Source organism: Halorhabdus salina, assembly GCF_013839425.1.
GTDB classification, from domain to species: domain Archaea; phylum Halobacteriota; class Halobacteria; order Halobacteriales; family Haloarculaceae; genus Halorhabdus; species Halorhabdus salina.
Genome location: NZ_JACDNP010000014.1, coordinates 1 through 17,812 on the forward strand (window position 1 = coordinate 1; position 17,812 = coordinate 17,812).

At 62.6% G+C, this 17,812-nt stretch carries 15 protein-coding genes; 9 read left to right on the forward strand and 6 right to left on the reverse strand.

Features of this window, described 5'->3' with window-relative positions:
• The first annotated feature begins 183 nt into the window (after positions 1-183).
• Together HZR20_RS13240 and HZR20_RS13245 are read left to right on the forward strand one after the other, a co-directional pair.
• Positions 184-627 carry a MarR family winged helix-turn-helix transcriptional regulator gene (locus HZR20_RS13240; RefSeq protein ID WP_181687219.1) on the forward strand — a complete coding sequence of 148 codons (444 nt, stop codon included), beginning with the start codon at positions 184-186 and terminating at the stop codon, positions 625-627.
• Positions 624-1,835: an MFS transporter gene (locus HZR20_RS13245; protein ID WP_309484938.1), complete on the forward strand. Its 1,212-nt coding sequence runs from the start codon at positions 624-626 to the stop codon at positions 1,833-1,835. The genes HZR20_RS13240 and HZR20_RS13245 overlap by 4 nt, the downstream gene beginning before the upstream one ends.
• On the opposite strand, the gene HZR20_RS13250 is transcribed toward HZR20_RS13245, so the two are convergent.
• Positions 1,836-3,164 carry a metallophosphoesterase gene (locus HZR20_RS13250; RefSeq protein WP_181687220.1) on the reverse strand — a complete coding sequence of 443 codons (1,329 nt, stop codon included), beginning with the start codon at positions 3,162-3,164 and terminating at the stop codon, positions 1,836-1,838.
• A gap of 93 nt (positions 3,165-3,257) precedes the next feature.
• On the opposite strand from HZR20_RS13250, the gene purH reads away from it, so the two are divergent.
• The 5 genes from purH (at position 3,258) to folP (ending at position 10,622) form a co-directional block, all read left to right on the forward strand.
• Complete coding sequence (purH, locus tag HZR20_RS13255) at positions 3,258-4,838, forward strand: bifunctional phosphoribosylaminoimidazolecarboxamide formyltransferase/IMP cyclohydrolase (protein WP_181687221.1); 1,581 nt, start codon at positions 3,258-3,260, stop codon at positions 4,836-4,838.
• Between the two features lie 111 nt (positions 4,839-4,949).
• Positions 4,950-5,771: a hypothetical protein gene (locus HZR20_RS13260; RefSeq protein ID WP_181687222.1), complete on the forward strand. Its 822-nt coding sequence runs from the start codon at positions 4,950-4,952 to the stop codon at positions 5,769-5,771.
• 126 nt (positions 5,772-5,897) lie between these two features.
• Positions 5,898-6,725: a hypothetical protein gene (locus HZR20_RS13265; protein ID WP_181687223.1), complete on the forward strand. Its 828-nt coding sequence runs from the start codon at positions 5,898-5,900 to the stop codon at positions 6,723-6,725.
• A 123-nt stretch (positions 6,726-6,848) separates the two neighbouring features.
• Positions 6,849-8,105 carry a hypothetical protein gene (locus HZR20_RS13270; RefSeq protein WP_181687224.1) on the forward strand — a complete coding sequence of 419 codons (1,257 nt, stop codon included), beginning with the start codon at positions 6,849-6,851 and terminating at the stop codon, positions 8,103-8,105.
• An 81-nt stretch (positions 8,106-8,186) separates the two neighbouring features.
• Complete coding sequence (folP, locus tag HZR20_RS13275; protein ID WP_181687225.1) at positions 8,187-10,622, forward strand: dihydropteroate synthase; 2,436 nt, start codon at positions 8,187-8,189, stop codon at positions 10,620-10,622.
• Positions 10,623-10,648: 26 nt separating this feature from the next.
• Here the strand turns inward: folP and HZR20_RS13280 are convergent, their stop codons facing one another.
• A complete protein-coding gene (locus tag HZR20_RS13280; RefSeq protein ID WP_181687226.1) occupies positions 10,649-11,707 on the reverse strand; it encodes a glycosyltransferase in 1,059 nt (352 codons plus the stop codon).
• Between the two features lie 143 nt (positions 11,708-11,850).
• Here HZR20_RS13280 and HZR20_RS13285 point away from each other — a divergent pair, with 143 nt between their 5' ends.
• Entirely contained in the window at positions 11,851-12,828 is a 978-nt protein-coding gene (locus tag HZR20_RS13285; protein WP_181687227.1) for an ABC transporter ATP-binding protein, read from the forward strand.
• Positions 12,825-13,667 (forward strand): ABC transporter permease subunit, encoded by an 843-nt coding sequence (locus tag HZR20_RS13290; protein ID WP_181687228.1) that lies wholly within the window; start codon positions 12,825-12,827, stop codon positions 13,665-13,667. Before HZR20_RS13285 ends, HZR20_RS13290 begins: the two co-directional genes overlap by 4 nt.
• 165 nt (positions 13,668-13,832) lie before the next feature.
• Here HZR20_RS13290 and HZR20_RS13295 read toward each other — a convergent pair whose 3' ends face one another.
• From HZR20_RS13295 to HZR20_RS13310, 4 genes are all read right to left on the reverse strand, one after another.
• Positions 13,833-14,051, reverse strand: a complete 219-nt coding sequence (locus HZR20_RS13295) for a hypothetical protein (protein ID WP_181687229.1) — start codon at positions 14,049-14,051, stop codon at positions 13,833-13,835.
• 125 nt (positions 14,052-14,176) lie between these two features.
• Positions 14,177-15,235 (reverse strand): NAD(P)-dependent glycerol-1-phosphate dehydrogenase, encoded by a 1,059-nt coding sequence (locus tag HZR20_RS13300; RefSeq protein WP_181687230.1) that lies wholly within the window; start codon positions 15,233-15,235, stop codon positions 14,177-14,179.
• Positions 15,236-15,299: 64 nt separating this feature from the next.
• On the reverse strand, positions 15,300-16,670 hold the full coding sequence (locus HZR20_RS13305; RefSeq protein ID WP_181687231.1) for an MATE family efflux transporter: 1,371 nt from the start codon (positions 16,668-16,670) through the stop codon (positions 15,300-15,302).
• A 102-nt stretch (positions 16,671-16,772) separates the two neighbouring features.
• The gene (locus tag HZR20_RS13310; RefSeq protein WP_181687232.1) at positions 16,773-17,753 is read right to left on the reverse strand and encodes an NAD-dependent epimerase/dehydratase family protein; all 981 of its coding nucleotides are present in this window, start codon (positions 17,751-17,753) and stop codon (positions 16,773-16,775) included.
• Between the last annotated feature and the right edge of the window lie 59 nt (positions 17,754-17,812).

Genomic DNA, 17,812 nt, shown 5'->3' on the forward strand with positions numbered 1-17,812 from the left:
TTTAGCGTGAGCTACTAGGAAATCTATACGAATTCAGGAGGCGCTGAACTGCGTGGTTTCGAGCGTCTAAACAAGGCCCTCTCAAACCCAACGACGAGCGACAGTCATGATCGGGTGTTGAAACACCGACCGAGGAGCAGATGCTACCGTGCCAATTAAGTTGTGTATACAACTATCCGTTGTATGTCCGATCGCGAGTCAGTCGCCTGGCACGTTTCCCTGGCGGGTCGTGCACTCAGCCGGACAATCGAAGCCGAGTTGTCGACGGTAGATCTGGGTCGCGGGGAGTATCGCGTGCTGTTCGCCCTTACAGAGCGCGAGGGTATCACGCAATCAGATCTGGTCGAACGCCACCACCTGGAGAAGAGTTCGATCGCCCGTGTCGTAGCCCAACTCGAGTCGAAGGGCTACGTCGAAAAGCGACCGGATCCAGACGACCGCCGCCGAAAGCGACTCTATCTGACTGAAACTGGCCAGACACTCCGTGAGGAGATTGCGGCCGTGAAAGATCGCGTCGAGTCACGCCTCACAGCGGGATTGTCACCCTCGGAGACTGACGCACTCCGTGAGCACCTGCGGGCAGTCTGTCGGAACCTGGACGTGGAACTAGCGGAGGAGCAAGCGTGACCAGTGGAACCCTAGGCCATCGTCTCCGGGATCGAATTCCGCTGTCGCCATCCGCGCGTGCCGCCCTCTGGGTGATCGTCGCCTCGGGCACGCTGACGGTCATGGCTGGAGCGATTCTCGGCCCGGTCGTCAACCAGATCCAGTCCGGGCTGGGAGTCAGTCAGTCGCTGGCGGGACTCATTATTACCACGCACGGTCTGTTCATCGTCCTTACGAGCCCGATCGCCGGTGCCCTCATCGACCGGTATGGGCCTCGAAAGCCCTACATTCTCGGGTTAGTCATCTACGCTGTCGCTGGCGGTGCCGGCCTGGTCGTCACGTCGTTTCCCGTCTTGCTCGCGACGCGGGCAGCCCTGGGCGTCGCCGTCGCCTTCGTCTACACGGGTGTGACCGTCCTCATCTACAATCTCTACGAGGGGCGACGGAAGGACCGCGCGATGGGGTTGCGAGCGAGTGCGAACAGCGTCGGGGCGTCGGTCTGGCCCCTCGTCGGCGGGATCCTCGGGACGATGTCCTGGCAAGTCCCCTTCGGCGTTTATCTCATTGGACTGCCACTGGGCGTGCTGGCGCTCCTCTTCGTCCCCGAACCGGCGATGGTGTCGACCAGTTCGGAAACGGGAGAGGCAAGCAGTAGTCTCGAAGCGCTCCTGGACGTGATCACGGGAACGCCGTTGCTCGTTCTCGTGTACTTGCTTTACTTTCTGGCGAACGTCCTGTTGTATTCGATTATCGTCTTCTATCCGGGCGTTCTGGCGACCTTCGGCATCGAGTCGTCCTTCCAGATCAGCCTGTATCTCTCGGCGATGGGCGTCGCCGGCGGCGTCAGCGCCGCGCTGTACGATCGGATCCATCAGCAGTTTTCCTACGGGCAATTGGCCCGGATCGCGCTGGTCCTCTGGACAATCGGCTTTGGGATCGTGCCGATCGCGGAATCGCCATTGGTCGCCATTCTCCCGGTCGTCCTGTTCGGACTGGGCCAGGGCCTGGTCTTTCCGACGGCGATGCTCTGGGTCGAGGAGTTGGTCCCACCCGATCGAAAGGGGCAGTTCAGCTCCTACATCGCCATGTTCGGCTACGTGGGACAGTTCCTCTCGCCGGTGCTGTTCGGTCCCGTCGCCGCCGGGTTAGGCGTCACTGCGGTCTTTTGCGTTGCTGCCGGCGTCGTCGCTGCGCTTCTGGCTGGAACGACAGTCTGGTATCTGGCGTAATCAATCGTCACTTGCTGGCACCCTTTCCGTCGAAGACTCGCCGACGACCACCCGATCGGGAATACTCGGATCCGGTTCTCGACCGACGGTCAACAACCGTTCGGTGAACGTCAGATCTGCCGTGGCGGGGTCGGGTTTCTCCATCGTCTCGTACTCGACTGCCACACCCTCCTCAGTCGGGGCGAACCGGGCGATGCTCAACCGGAACGACGGATGGAACACCGGCGGGAGCAATCCAGCGATGACAGGGCGACGGTGGAAGCGCTTCAACCACGACCCGGTGTTGACGATCGCTCGGCCGTCGACCTCCTCGACCGATGGTCGGTGGGTATGCCCGTAGCAAAAGACCGCGACCTCCGGGTCTTCCTCGAAGAGATCCCTCGCCACGTCGACGTAGGGCTCGCTCGGATCGACGGTAAACTCAGTCTCGACGAGGCCGAACCGATCGATCGTTCGCTTGAAGTCCTGGAGAATGAACCGGAGTGGAATCCAGACCAGCACCAGGACGCCGACGATAGCCACGTTGATCGCAAGCACCGCAAGGGCGAGCGTCCCGGCCGACCCGAGCCGACCGAAGGTCCCCTCGATTGTCTCGGTCGGCAACGACCAGACGCCGACCAGATCGAGAACGGCAGCGATCGCGATCAAGGCGCTCAAATTGAACAGCAGGAGGAACGGGACGGCGGCATACCGAAGCAATGGGTGCATCTCGTTGTAGAAGTACTTCGAGAGGAACCAGACGGGAACCCGCTCGGTCGGCGTCACCGCCTGGATGTCCTTCAACCAGTTGCGTCGCCCGCGATCGGACACCTGCCCGGCGCGACTCGTCACCAGCGTGTTGTAGTAGTAGCCCAGGGGCTTCTCGTGGGGATTGCCGAAGTCCTCGAAGCGGTTGTTCGGGTCGTGTTGATTGCCGTGCTCGAAGTGGATCACGCGGTCACCGATCGGTCGCCTGAGAGACTGTTGCTGGACGAGATCGACGTTGTAGGCGGCGAAACGAGCAACGTACTCTTCGTAGGCGGCGAGTTCGTGATCGTGATTGCCCGGCAAGAGCGTGATCTGGATGTTCTCGCCTGTCGCACGCAGTTGCTCGAACAACGCCGGGTAGCGCTCGACGAGAGCGTCGAACTTATCGAGTCCGTCCATCATGGTAAACTCCCAGAGCCCGAAGGCGTCCCCGTTAATGAGGAGTTCGGCGCGTTCGTCAGTTTCTTCGAGCCGTTCGAGGAACGCGAGCAGTTCGTCGAGAAACTCGACGTGTTCTAACTGTTCGTCGCCACCGATGTGGAGGTCACTGATCGCATAGTATATCGTCTCGGCGTCGGCCATCGTCTGTACGTTCGCGCCCAGCCCCAAAACGTCTCGTGAGTGGGACTTGCGCGATTCGCAACTACTTTGCTGGCGGCACGCGCCCACTCGCACATGAAGCTCGCCGGAATGGCCTCGAACAGAGGGCGCAACCTGCTGAATATCTCCGACCGCGCGCCGGGCGGGGCAGAGTTCGCCGTCGTCGTGACGAACGACGCCGACGCACCGATCCTCGACGCAGCCGCCGATCGCGGTATTCCGACTGAAGTCGTCGAACAGGCCGAAGACGAAAGTCGCACGGAACACGAAGAACGCGTCCTTGAGACACTCGCCGACTACGAGTTCGACGTCGTGGCACTGGACGGCTACATGCGTATCTTGTCAGAAACGTTCCTCGAAGGAACACCGACGACACTGAACGTCCACCCCGCGCTCTTGCCCGCATTCAAGGGCATGAGCCCCCACGAGGACGTCCTCGAGTCGGGGGTCAAGACGACTGGCTGTACTGTCCACGTCGTCGGGGAGTCCGTCGACGACGGCCCCATCGTCACCCAGGAGCCGATCCCCGTCCGGGACGGCGACACGGTCGAGGACCTCAAGGAACGCGTCCTCTATGAGGGCGAGTTCAAGGCCTATCCGCGCGTAATCGAGTGGTTCGCCGAGGATCGGGTCGAGATCGACTGGGAAGCAGGGACAGTCTCTGTGGAGGGCGACGACGGGGGGGCCTACCCTGCACGTCGGCTCGATAGCGATGACCGCGTTCGAACGCTCCGGTACGGCGAAAATCCCCACCAGGATGCCGCCCTCTATGCCGATCGCACCTGCGAGGAGGCAAGCGTCGTCCACGCGCCCCAGCTCAACGAGGGCGCGAAGGGGATGGGGTACAACAATTACAACGATGCCGACGCCGCGCTGAACATCGTCAAGGAGTTCGAGGATCCGGCCTGTGCGGTCATCAAACACACCAACCCAGCGGGCTGTGCGGTCGCCGACTCGATCAGTGAGGCCTACGCCGACGCGCTGGCGACTGATCCCAAAAGTGCCTTCGGCGGGATCGTCGCGCTGAATCGGGAGTGTGACGCCGCGACGGCCGAGCAGATCATCGACTCGTTCAAGGAGGTCGTCGTCGCGCCGGGCTACACCGACGACGCCCTGGACGTGCTCTTCGAGAAGGAGAACCTCCGAGTATTGGACGTTACCGATCAGTACGATCCAAGCGAGACCCTGACCGAGAAGCCGATCGTGGGGGGTCGACTCGTCCAGGATCGGGACCTGCAGACGGTCACCGCGGACGATCTTGAAGTCGTCACGGAGCGCGAACCAACCGACGAGCAAATCGAGTCGCTGCTGTTTGCCTGGCAGACCATCAAGCACGTCAAATCCAACGCGATCCTCTTTGCGAAGGGCACTGAGACGGTCGGCGTCGGTGCAGGCCAGGTCTCCCGCGTCGATGCGGTCGAGATCGCGAAGATGAAAGCCGAAAGTGATGCAGAGGACAAGGACGCCGATGGCGCCGTGATGGCCTCTGATGCCTTCTTCCCGTTCCCGGACGGTATCGACGCGGCCGACGAGGCAGGCATCGAGGCAGTCATCCAGCCCGGCGGGAGCGTGAATGATGACGACGTGATCGAGCGGGCTGACGAACTCGACATCGCGATGGTCTTTACGGGATCACGGGCGTTCCGGCACGATTGAATCCGGACCAGTCCGAGAAACACCCGGGAACGCTCAGCAGTAGCGATTGACCCGACCACTGCCGAAATGAGGATGCTTTAATAAGAGCCAACGAAACGGCAAGACGAATCCATGCGACGACACACATTCGCCCTGGTTGCCCTCGCCGGGATGTTGGTCCTTGCCGGGTGCACCGGTGGCGGGACCACGACCGCGCCGAGTCCAGACCAGGCAGACGACGTGCCGACAGCAACGCAACTCCAACAGGAAGCGATTGGGGCCATGGCCGAGGTCGAGGCATATCAGGCTCACCAAAACGCCACGATCCGCCAGCAGGCAAACAACCTCAACCGGACGACGACACTCGATATCGACTATCGAGTGGATCGCTCGGTACGCTCGCTTGCGTCCCATCGGACCGCGGTCCAAGGTGGTCGTGAAGACGTGGTCGATCGATACATCGTCGACCAGATGCTCTACCAGCGCAGTGACCGATACACGTCCGTGTACGGGTCCGAATGGGTCAAAAATGATCTCTCGGACAATTTCACTCGTCAATGGCATCTGAGCGACCAACTCTGGCGATACAAGTTCATGCTCGGGAACGCGTCACTGTCTGACGTCACAACTGAAACGATCAACGGCAGTGAAACGTACGTCGTCACCGCTGACGTGGACATGGAAGAATTCAATCAAGCGTTGAACGAGCAACTGGACCTCCCATCGAACGCCTCGCAAACGAGTGGCGGGAATACGATCATCGAGGCGACGTTCTGGATCGACGCCGAAACCGACCGCCCGATCAAAGTCCAGCGGTCAGTTACCGGAACCCAGACCGTCCAAGGCCAGACAATCGAGTTCGAACGGGAAATCGAGACGATGATGCAGTACGATGCGGTCTCGATTTCGCTTCCCGACGAGGCTGAAAACGCAATCGACATTGGCAATCAATAACGACTGCGATCAGCGACCGAATTCAAACGGCTGTTTTTCCAGTGAAGTTGCCGCCACATCGAGGGGAACTCCAATTGACTGCCGAACAGCCGCGTTTTTATTGCCGTGGCTGTGACAGTGACAACAATGAGGAAGTCACGATGGGTGGGCATCGCCCTGGTAGTGTTACTCGTCCTCGCGGGGTGTAGCGGCAACTCCGCGACGACGGAAGGGGCGCCGGACATCGCCGAGAATGGCACAGTCCCCGCGGCGGCTGACCTACAGACAGCGACCCTCTCAGCGATGAGTGGCGTCGATGCGTACACAGCCAATCAGACCACGACGATCGTCCGGGAAACGGACGAGGGCAATCGAACGACGACCGTGTCGGTCAGGTATGCCGTCAACCGGAGCGAGCGAACCTTGATTTCGAACCGGTCGACGACCAGCACGGACGGTACTGTAAATGTCACTCGCTACCTGATCGACGAGACGCTCTACCAGCACGGCGAGCAGTTCACCGAGGAATACGGCAGCACCTGGATTAGTCGCGACCTCTCGGAAAATCCGACTCGGTACAGTCAGTTATCTGACCAGCTCTGGCGACACCAGTTCACGCTTGGCAACGCCACGCTGTCGAACGTCACTACGGCAACCGTCGACGGTATCGAGACCTACGTCGTCACGGCTGACGTGGACACGGAAGCGCTAAACAACGCACTGAGAGAATCGCTCGATATCCCGCGGGGGACTTCGCTTGCGTCCGAACGCAACGTGAGCCTGACAGCGACGTTCTGGATCGACACGGACACGTATCTGCCAGTCCAGGTCGAGCGAACACTCGTGGAAACGGAAACGGACGACGGCACGACGGTTCGAGTCACGCGAGACGTAAAGACGAACCTGTCATACGGCAACGTGTCTGTGTCGCTCCCTAAGGCCGCTGAAGACGCCCAGTCAATCGACGGCCAGTGACGGTGGGCGGGACGCTGCAGGAACGAATCTGGCTCACGGCTGTTTGGGGAGATCGCTGTAGATCGAGACTGGCAAAGTGACTACATTTTTGCGTGTGAACGGTTTTCCAATGACCAACCACCGATGAGAACCGCTCGACTCGCCGTCGCCCTCCTCGCTATCCTCGCCGTGACCGGGTGTCAAGCGCCGATGGAGGAACCGCAGCTAGATGGGTCGATCGCCATCGAAGGTGAGACCATCTCGGTGTCCCCCGAACCGGTGTATGCAGGCGTTCGAACCGTCGCCGAAGCCGACGTCCCAGCGCCCGAGCGCATCAGCGTCCTCCCGAACGCGTCTGCGTTTCGATCGCTCCCCGGCTTCAGCGGCGGAAATCTGCCCCGGTTCTACGAGGTCCTCGGATTCGTCAACGAAACGGTCCCGAACGGATCGGCGCTCGAACGAATGGAGAACGGTGCCACCTACAACACGGGACTCATATACATCCTCCCGGCAGCGGACGCCGATCCCGCGAGCACCGAGTGGGTGCTGGCCCACGAGTTCGGCCACTACGTCAACCTACAACTCGGTCGAGTCAGTGATCTCGGGGCGAAACTGGGGACCTCGACGGACGAGTCCTACGTCGCGGGGGCACTCAGAGAGGGAGCGACCGTCTTCACGACGGACACGTACCTCCAACGGTACGGCAATCGAACCGAGCCGACGGCCCCGATGTACGAACGGCTACTCAGCACCCTCCCGGCGGGTGAGTACACCCGGTTCAGTCTCAGCAAGTACGTCCACGGGTATCGATACGTGTCGAACCGTGTGAACGATCCAAGCGAACTCGATACTGTCTTCTCCCAACCGCCGACGACGAGCGAACAACTGCTTCACGGCTATCTGCCGGACGAGGAGCCACCCGCGGCACTGAACGTGACTGTCAACGAATCCGACTCCTGGCGGGTCAGCAGAACCGACCGCCTCGGTGAGGCGTTCCTGCGTTACGCCCTCGAAAACGGCGTCGCCACGGATCGGGCTGTCGAAGCTGCGGCCGGATGGGGCGTCGACCGGCTGTACTATCTCCAGCCGGACGGCGAGGGGCACACGTCGTATGCCTGGACCTTCCGCTGGGACGACGCGGCGAATGCCAGCGAGTTCGAACAGACGCTCGAAGCGTATCTCGACGAGCGAGGGGACCGGCGGGGCGATGTCTGGACGATGATGGCACAGAGTTCCGCGGCCATCCGATCACCGAGCGATCGGACGACGGTTGTCCTTCTGGGGAACCGAACGCTCGTCTCCGAGACGACGGTGACCGCAGCCGCCGAGGGGCACGTACGACTCGACCTGCCGGACGGTTCGAACGCGGAGAACCAGTCGAGTGAGCGGTCCGACCAGTGAGGTGACAGCCGGACAATTTCGCTTGCGTGTCTGAGGAGTGACTCCGATAGGCTAAAGCGCGCCCGGCCGATGCCAACAATCATGCCCTATCACGAGGCGGCGAACTTTCTTTTCGACCTTCGCCGGTTCTCGCCACGGCCCGGGACCGAGGCGACTCGCGAGCTTCTGGCCCATCTGGACACCCCCCAGGAATCGCTGACCGCCGTCCAGATCGCCGGCTCGAACGGGAAGGGAAGTACTGCCCGAATGCTCGAATCAATCCTGCGCGAAGCCGGACTCGACGTGGGGATCTACACGTCGCCACACCTCGAAGACGTTCGCGAGCGGATCAACGTCAACGGACGAAAAATATCGAAGGCAGCGATCAGTGAGTTCGTTGCAGACATCGAGCCGTACGTGACTGATCGTGCGGCGTCCGGCGACTCGCCGACGTTTTTCGAGACGATGACGGCACTGGCCTTGTGGGAGTTTGGCCGTCAGGATGTCGACGTGGCAATCCTGGAGGTCGGCATCGGCGGGCGTCACGACGCGACGAGCGTCGTGGACCCGGTTGCTGCAGGGCTCACCAGCGTCACGCTCGAACACACGGACTTCCTGGGCGAGACCATTCCGGAAATCGCCCGGGACAAGGCCGCTGTCGCGCCGGCTGACGCGGCCCTGGTGACGGCTGCCACCGGCGAGGCCCGCGAAACGATCGAAACCGAAGTCAAAGACGTGCTTGGCGTCGGCAGGGACGACGCAGCCGTCAGCGTCGAGTACGAGGGTCGTGAGGGGCTCAGGAGCGTCATCTCTCTGGCCGGTTCCGACTGGTCGGTCGAGACGCGTCTCCCGCTGCTAGGTGCCCATCAGGCCCAAAACGCTGGTGTCGCCGCGGCGCTCGCCCGCCAGATCGCCGACGTGACGGAAGCCGAGCTGATCGCAGGCCTCAGCCGTGCCACCTGGCCCGGTCGCTTCGAAGTGCTCGGCCGGGAACCGCTGGTCGTCCTCGACGGCGCGCACAATCCCGGCGGGTGTGAACGCGTCGGCGAGACTCTCGAGAGCTTCGACTACGACGACCTGCACCTCGTCGTCGGCGCGATGTGTGATAAGGACCACCGGGGGATGGCCGCCGCGCTCCCAGACGCGGATCGGGTGACGGCCTGTGAACCCGCGATCGACCGCGCGGAGGACGAGACCGTGCTTGCGCGGGCCTTCAGCGAGCAGACCGACGCGGACGTCCGAACCCGATCTGATGTCGCCGGAGCGCTCGACGACGCCATCGAGGAGGCAGACCCCGCCGACGCCGTCCTCGTCGTGGGATCGCTGTACGCCGTCAGGGAGGCACGAACTCGCTGGACGCGCTCGACGACGCCAAAGCGCGTCGAGTCCCTTTCTGAGGGAGCAGAGACCCTCGAAGCCGCCCACGTCACGGATGCGGGCGTTCGGCACATGCGCGGGAAGGCCGCCCATCGGGTACTCAAGACGCGCGTCCAGCCCCGGCAGGCCCAGTACCTCAAGGAAGAACTGCTTTCCGTGGGTGGGGAGTGTGCGATTTCCGGACTGGCCGACCAGGACGAAGAACGCGTCGACGTGGTGCTGATGGGAACACTCGAACAGATCCGACGACTGACGGCAGGACTGGCCGATCAGCCCTACGGGCTTGCCCCGCTTGCCGACCAACTCCGGGCGACGCTTGGATTCGGCACCGAGGACGGCACCGACGACTACCCCTGGAGTGACAGCACGGCAGTCATGGGAATTCTCAACGTCACACCGGATAGTTTCCACGACGGCGGGCAGTACAACGCCGTCGAGGACGCACTGGCCCGCGCCGAGGAGATGATAGAGGCGGGTGTCGACATCGTCGACGTAGGCGGTGAGAGTACGCGCCCGGGGGCCGATCCGGTCGCCGTCGAGACCGAGCGGGACCGCGTCGTCCCCGTGATCGAGGAACTCGCCGGGCGAGACGTGACGGTCTCGGTCGACACCCGGAAAGTCGACGTCGCGGCGGCTGCCCTCGAAGCGGGAGCCGATATTCTCAACGACGTCTCCGGACTGGAAGATCCCGAAATGGCCGAACTGGCAGCCGAACACGACGCACCGGTGGTCGTGATGCACAGCATCGATACGCCGGTCGATCCGGATCACGAGGTCCACTACGACGACGTGGTCGAAGACGTGATCGACGAGGTGACCGAACGTGTGTTGCTGGCCGAGAAGGCGGGGCTGGATCGCTCACAGATCCTCGTCGATCCCGGGCTTGGTTTCGGCAAGACGCCCGCGGAGGACTTCGAAGTTCTCGATCGACTGGAGGAACTCGACGCACTCGGCTGCCCGATCCTGCTCGGCCACTCCCACAAGTCGATGTTCGGCCTCGTCGGCCGGGACGCCGAGGAACGGTACGATCCGACGGTCGCCGCGACGGCACTGGCAACCGAACGCGGGGCGGACGTGATCAGGGTCCACGACGCAGCCGCTGGCGTCGCAGCCGTCGACGTCGTCGAGGCCGCGGCCGATCCCGACGCATTCCGTGACTGAGCTGTCCGATTTTCTCCCGTTGGCACTCACAACAGTCCGTGTGACGCCACGACGTCCTCGTAGACATCGACGTAGGCGTCTATGACAGCCTCGTGATCGTAAGACGCGAAGGAATCGTCGAACGACCGGCGTTCGAGTCCGCCCGATTCGACGATGGCGTCGGCCAGTTCCTGTGGGTCGGTCACCCGGAAGCTGCGTCGATGGTTCTCGATCAGTTCGTGCGCGCTGGACTTGGCCTGATACTCGACAATGCCGACGGACCCGGCCGCAAGCGCCCAGAGCAATTCCGTGGCGAAATATTCCCGATAGGCAGTGTGGACGAAGGTGTGGGCACCCCGGTAGATCGCCAGGCGTTCGTCCCGTGAGGCCTCGCCGACGAACGTGAGACGGTCGTCGATTCGGAGGTCGGCGGCTTGGCGCTCATAGTCAGCCCGGAGCGGCCCGTCGCCGACGATCGTGGCCGACCACTCCCGGTCGCGCAACTCCGCGAGGGCCAGTAAGAGACTGTCGACGTTGGCACTCTCATCAAGCGGATGGGCAAAGGCGACTTCGACTGGCTCGGCCGGGTCGACCGACTGCACCAGCGAGAGGTCGATGCCGTTAGGGATCTGCTCGGTCCGGTCATCAGCAATCCCACGCTCGCGGACCTGTGTCCGGACGAGTTCCGAAGGGGTGATCACCGCGGCCGCTTCGCGGAGTGACTGGGCCACGGTCCGTGAGTCGGCCAGCCCCTCGTCACCGTACCACTCGATTATCAGCGGCGCGCGGGCGAGCGTCCCACCGGTCGAAGCCCCGAAGACCGCAGCCGGTGGGTTCGGGGCCGCATGGATCACGTCCGGGCGATGGCGAGCCAGTAGCAGTGGCAGCCGGGCCCCAAAGGAGGTCCGGGCCGGCGAGACCGTCACGCCGTGATAGGTTACGCCGTCGATCGTCCGTTGGTCCTGATACTCGTCCCACCAAGCGGCACAGTAGACAGTGACGTCGTGGCCGCGATCGGCCAGCCGGTGAGCGACGCGTTCGAGTCGACGGTTTCCCTCGGTGTCCCGATGACGGGTCGTCGTCATCGACACGAAGGCGACCCGCATACTCGGCCTGAGAACGCCGGCTCTCAAAAACCCCCCGTCTTCGACGGGCGCGTCACTGCCAACCTGCGAGTGAGGTGATACCCAGTTCTCCGTTGCGTTGCCGAAATGAAAACTATTTTTCAGTCCGACGGCGAGGGGCCAGTATGACCGCCATCGAGATCAAAAATCTTACCAAGCGATATGGATCGGGACCCGACGCCGTCCAGGCACTGGACGGCCTGGACCTCACCGTCCGGGAAGGTGAAGTCTTTGGCTTTCTCGGTCCAAACGGGGCCGGAAAGTCCACGACGATCAATATCCTGTTACACTTCATCGACGCGACGGACGGCACAGCGACTGTCTTCGGCCACGACGTCGGCACGGAGTCGATGGCCGTCCGGTCGAAGACGGGCGTCCTGCCGGAGGGATTCGAGGTGTTCGACCGGCTCACGGCCCGGGAACACCTGGAGTGGGTCATGGACGCCAAAGGCATCACGGACGACGCTGGGGCGATCCTCGAGACAGTCGGGCTCAGCGAGGCTGCTGATCGGCAGACCGGTGGGTTCTCGAAAGGGATGGGCCAGCGACTGGCCCTCGGGATGGCACTGGTCGGCGATCCCGACCTGCTGATTCTGGACGAACCCTCCTCGGGGCTGGACCCGACCGGGATGCAGGACGTCCGGAATATCATCCTCGACCTCGCAGAGCAAGGGACGACAGTCTTCTTCTCGAGTCACATCCTCGGCGAGGTCGAGGCGGTCTGTGATCGGGTCGCTATCCTCAATCAGGGCGAACTCGTCGCCCTGGACACGATCGAAGCCCTTCAAGAGCGTGACGGCGGTGTCGAATCGATCGAGGTGACCGTTGAGGCGGTCCCGGAGCCGGCCGGCCTGAACGAGTTCAACGGCGTTCAGCGCGTCAGCGTCGAGGAGGACACCGTCGTCGCAGTCTGTTCGGACACGGCAGCCAAAGTCGACGTCGTGCGCTGGCTGGACGAGCGAACGACAGTGACGGACATTATCTCCGAGGACACATCTCTGGAAGAACTCTTCCACCGGTATACGGGTGAGAATCCAGCGACCGAGCAGCAAACAGCAGGGAGTCCCGAGACACCGGCCCAGGCCACGGAGGGGAGCCAATGAGTCTGCTTGCCGTCGCGCGACGGGACTTCCTCGACGTCCGGCGCGCCAAACTCGTCTGGGCCCCGGTCGCGCTGTACACCGCGTTCATGCTCCTGTTCTTCTGGGGCCAAAGTACTGCATCCGATCCAGACTTCTATGGGATCATCTGGGGGCTCGTCGGCCTGGGTGGCGTCCTGCTCGTGCCGTTGATCGCGCTGGTCGCCGCGTACCTCTCAATCGCCGGGGAACGTGAGTCAGGACAAATCAAGTTCACGCTCGGCGTACCCGTCAGTCGCACAGCAGTCATCGGCGGGAAACTCCTTGCACGTGGGGCCGTCGTCTTGCTCGGTCTCGCTGTCTCGCTGGCGTTGGCCGTGCCGATCGCAATGGTCTTCGTTCCCGAGATGACGATCGAGTACGGCGATTACGCGCTGTTCGCGCTGACGACGCTCGCCTATGCCCTGGCGTACGTCGCGATCGCCGTTTCCCTCTCGGCGGTGACGGGCAGCCGCTCGCGAGCGATGGCCGCCGGGATCGGCTTTTTCTTCGTGTTCAACATCGGCTGGAACTTCCTCCCGGTCAGACCCATAGAGATGATCGAGTTCGTCCTCGACCAGTTCGGCATGACAGCTTCCGAGGAGCTGCTCGAACTGGTCTACAGCCTTTCTCCGACCGGGGCGTACATGAACGCGACCGAACTCTACATGCCAACCCGGTTCCTCGAGATGGTCGGCAACGTCCCACCCAGTGACCCACCGTTCTACATCCAGGGCTGGTTCATGGTCGTCATCCTCGCGGCCTGGATCGTCGTCCCGCTCGCGTTGGCCAACTGGCGGTTCTCGAAGGCCCAGCTCGGATAGGTCTCCACACAGCGTGTCATCGGCCTTCGGGCAGTCTTTTCATCCAATATCTGTCAAGAATCGCGTCAAGATGCAGGGCACGTATCTTGCACGACTGTCTGCCCGAAATGCGGGCGAAGAGAATCGGTCGATACAGTCGTTACAGGTAATAGTGGATGAAGATCGCTATTCGTCGTAACGTGCCTCGTACCGCCTGTATATGAGAGCAAAAGGAACAAAAGCGAGAGCGGCCCCGATTACGAACCCGACTGTTCCCGCGTATGGTAGATTCTGTGTTTGAGCGTATACACTGACTGCTTCTCCCGCGTACTGCATCCCTATAGATGCCGATATAATAAGTGCCGCCTGCACAGCAAAGTGGTTTTCAACAAAATTCTCAGCCATGACTAAAACTAGAGTACGAACACCGATAGATTTTATGTTGACTGTTACGTTCGCATCCTGTCCCGAGTGGCTGGTTCAATATCTTCAGTATGAAAGATAAAAATCCGTCTTGCTGAATGGGCGCTCTAGATCACGCCGGTCACTTCAGCCGCTTCAAGTGCCGCGGCTTCGCTCATCCCGTTCCCGAGGATCGTGTAGCGATCGCGGATCTCGTGGGCGGTCGTCAGCGCTTCGATGATCGTCGACTCGTCGATTTCAAGTTCCTCGGCGGTCGTCGGCGCGCCGATAACGGCCAGGGCGTCCCGGATGTCACGCCATTCGCCATCCGCCCCGCTGTGGAGGTACTCGACCATGATCGAGCCGACGCCGACCTGATGGCCGTGCAGTGCGGCATCCGGAACGAGCCGATCGAGCTGGTGGGAAAAGAGGTGCTCGGCACCCGAGGCCGGCCGAGAACTGCCGGCGATGGACATCGCCACGCCGGAGGAAACCAGTGCCTTGACGACCACCCAGGCGGACTCCTCTAACCCCTGCTTGATCGAGTCCGCGCGCTCGACGAGCAACTCGGCCGTCATCCGTGAGAGGGCCCCGGAGTACTCCGAGTAGGTGACGTTCTGGAGGCGCTGGGCGAGTTGCCAGTCTTTGACGGCGGTATAGTTCGAGATGATGTCGGCACAGCCTGCAGTCGTCAGTCGCCAGGGTGCGTCCGCCAAAATGGTCGTGTCGGCGATGACAGCCACCGGCGGGTGTGCGGCGACACTGTGTCGCGTCCCGGCCTCGGGCACCGAAGCGCGGCCGCTGACGATCCCGTCGTGGCTGGCGGCAGTCGGTACCGAGACAAACCCCGTCCCCAGTTCGTCGGCAGCCATCTTCGTGATGTCGATGGGTTTGCCGCCGCCGACGCCAATCAGGTAGTCCGCGCCGACGTCCTCGGCGGCGTCGATCACGCGCTGGACAGCCTCGAAACTCGCCTCCTCGATGATCGTGACAGCGGGGTCGTGACCGCGCTCTTCGAACTGTTCACAGACGGTCTGGCCGGCAACTTCGTTCGGTATCTCGCCGGTCACGATCAGCGGGCGGCCGGACAGGTGAAGCTCTTCGACGGCTTCCGCCGTCCGTCCGAGGACGTCGTGACCCACGAGAACGTTCCGAGGCAGGCGGATCCAGATTGACTTCTCGAACATGTCCCGACACTCGCCGCCAGTGCTCATAATCCTTTGCCGTCACGATACGAACCAGACCACACTGTCACTCAGCAACGTCGGCTCGCTCTGCCATCATGCCGGCCGCTTTCTCAGCCCAGTCACCCCAGACGAAGCCGGCCACCGCGACGGCCGCCCAGCAGGCGTAGTTCAGAATTACCCCGACATAGATGCCAGGAACACCCCACTCGAAGACGATCGCGAGGAGAGACGAGACGCCGAGCATGAATACGAACGAGCCGATCGCTCGGGCGTAAAACGGGATTCGGGTCTCCCCAGCCCCACGTAACGCGCCGGCAAAGGGAAAGAAGATCCCGAAGAACACCATCGATCCCCCAAACACCTGCGTAAACGGGATCGCGTAGCCGAGCGTGGCAGCGTCGTCCGTGAACACAGCTGCGATCGGAGCGGCGAAGATGACGAGTCCCGCCCCGACGATCCCCACCGTGACGACACTGAGTCCGGCGATCGCGAATCCGGTGTAGCGCGCCTGTGCAGGGTCCCCGTCACCGAGGGCCTGGCCGACCAGGATGCTGCTGACCGTATTGATCGCTCGGTAGATCGGTCCGGCGACCTGCTGGTAGCTCCGTCGACCGATGTGGAAGGCGGCGTTGACTTCCGTTCCGAAGACGAGCAGCAGCGAGTTGAACGGGAAATTCGCCAGCGACGAGCTCATCCCCTCCGCGAAGTTGGGCGCACTGATCCGGACAAGCTGGTCCGTAATCGTCAGCGATCGCGGGCGGGCAAAGGACAGATCGGTCCAGCGACTCGCGATCGCGGCCACGACAACACTGGCTTCCAAGAAGCGTGCGAGCAGTGTCGCCAGCCCGATTCCGACGATTCCCAATCGCGGGACCAGGCCGACACCCAGCGCCAGCACGACCGTTGTGACTGCGTTGAAGATGCTCGCGCCACCGTTGACAACCATTGGAGTCACCGTGTCGCCGGCCCCCTGTAACGCCCGTGAGCCGACCAACCCGACGATCCGGAACGGTGAAGCGACGAAGATCAACGTGAGATAAGCCCCGCCGAGGCGCACGACATCGGCTTCAGCGCCGAGGATCTCAATAAACCTGTCCGCGAACAGCAATCCGACGGCGACCAGCGGAATTCCGATCAGGAAACCGATGAGGATCGCCTGTGTAATTCCCCGGTTGCGCGTCGTCTTCGCACCCCGCCCGGTGTCCTGACTCGACAGCGCAATCGCGCCAGTCCCGAGACTGAGGCCCATTCTGAGCGGGATCTGTCCGTAGAGATCAGCTAATCCGACGGCCGTGACGTAGGCCGGGGCGAACAGCCCGGCGACCACGATATCGACCGTCCGCATCAGCGTCGTGAAGCCGTGCTGGACGGCGACTGGCCAGGAGAGCGTAAAAACCTGCCGCCAGAGCCCGACCAACCGATCGCGGTCGACCATTCACGTCCGCGAAGGGTGGGCGCCCGAAAGTCAGTGTCGATGTGCTCTCTGCTGCCCCGGGGTGTCTCTCACGTGCACGGTGTTTCGGCCGCCCGCGGTCACTCACTGCGAACCGATGACCATCTCGACTCGCTCGCGATCCGGCCCGTTACCTTGGCCCGTTCGATCGCTCTCGCGGTGTTCAGCCACGGTCGCCGCAAGTGCTTGCTCCTGGGGCGTCGACTCCCACCCGAGCGCGTGGAGTTTCGACGTCGATAGCAGATGTGGTTGCTCGCGATAAAGCGGGAATTCCTCGGGGGAGACCATCCCCGCGGCGAGTTCGTTTGCACTCACGCCCACGGGGCGGGCATCGCGGTCCATCGCGTCGGCGATCAGTTCGACCCACTGGCCAAGCGTCGGGGCGTGACGGTCGCCGACGTTGTAGGCCTCGCCAGCCTCGCCGCGTTCGGCGACGATCCGGAGCGCGCTGGCGACGTCCTCGACGTAGACGAATTGCCAGAGGCTGAGGCCGTCTCCTGGCACCACGACCCGGTCGAAGGTATCGACCCGGTGGAGCCAGTAGTCGAACCGTGCGGTGTAGTCATATGGCCCATAAACCACCGTCGGGCGAACGCTCATTGCCCGGACGCCGTCCTCGGCGGCGGCAAAGACCGCGCGGTCACCCTCGGCCTTCCGGTTGCCGTACGTCCGCGAGGAGTCGTCAGTCGCTTGCTCGTCAGTACACGGTTCCAGGGGCGTCTCGTCTTCCCGTTTGGGCACGCGTTCTTCGCCGTAGGCCGAGCCACTGGAGACGTAAACGTACGCCTCAACGTCGGCGAAGATGTCGGTCGCGACGCGAACGTCCCGCGGGTAGTAGGCCACGCAATCGATGACGACGTCAGGGTCAACTTGCTCGTGAGCGGCTTCGAGTGCCGCGTCGTCGGTCCGATCGCCCTGGACGTGGACGACGCGGTCGTCCGCCGCGAACGGGTTCTCGTGGTTACCCCGGTTGAACAGCGTCACGTCGTACTCGTGATCGAGAAACTCCTCGACGGTGTGGCGGCCGATAAATCGCGTGCCGCCGATGATCAGTACGTCGTCCATGGGTCATCGCTGGGCCGGGTGCGACAAGCCCGTGTCGTTCTCCGGCCTACCGAGGAAGG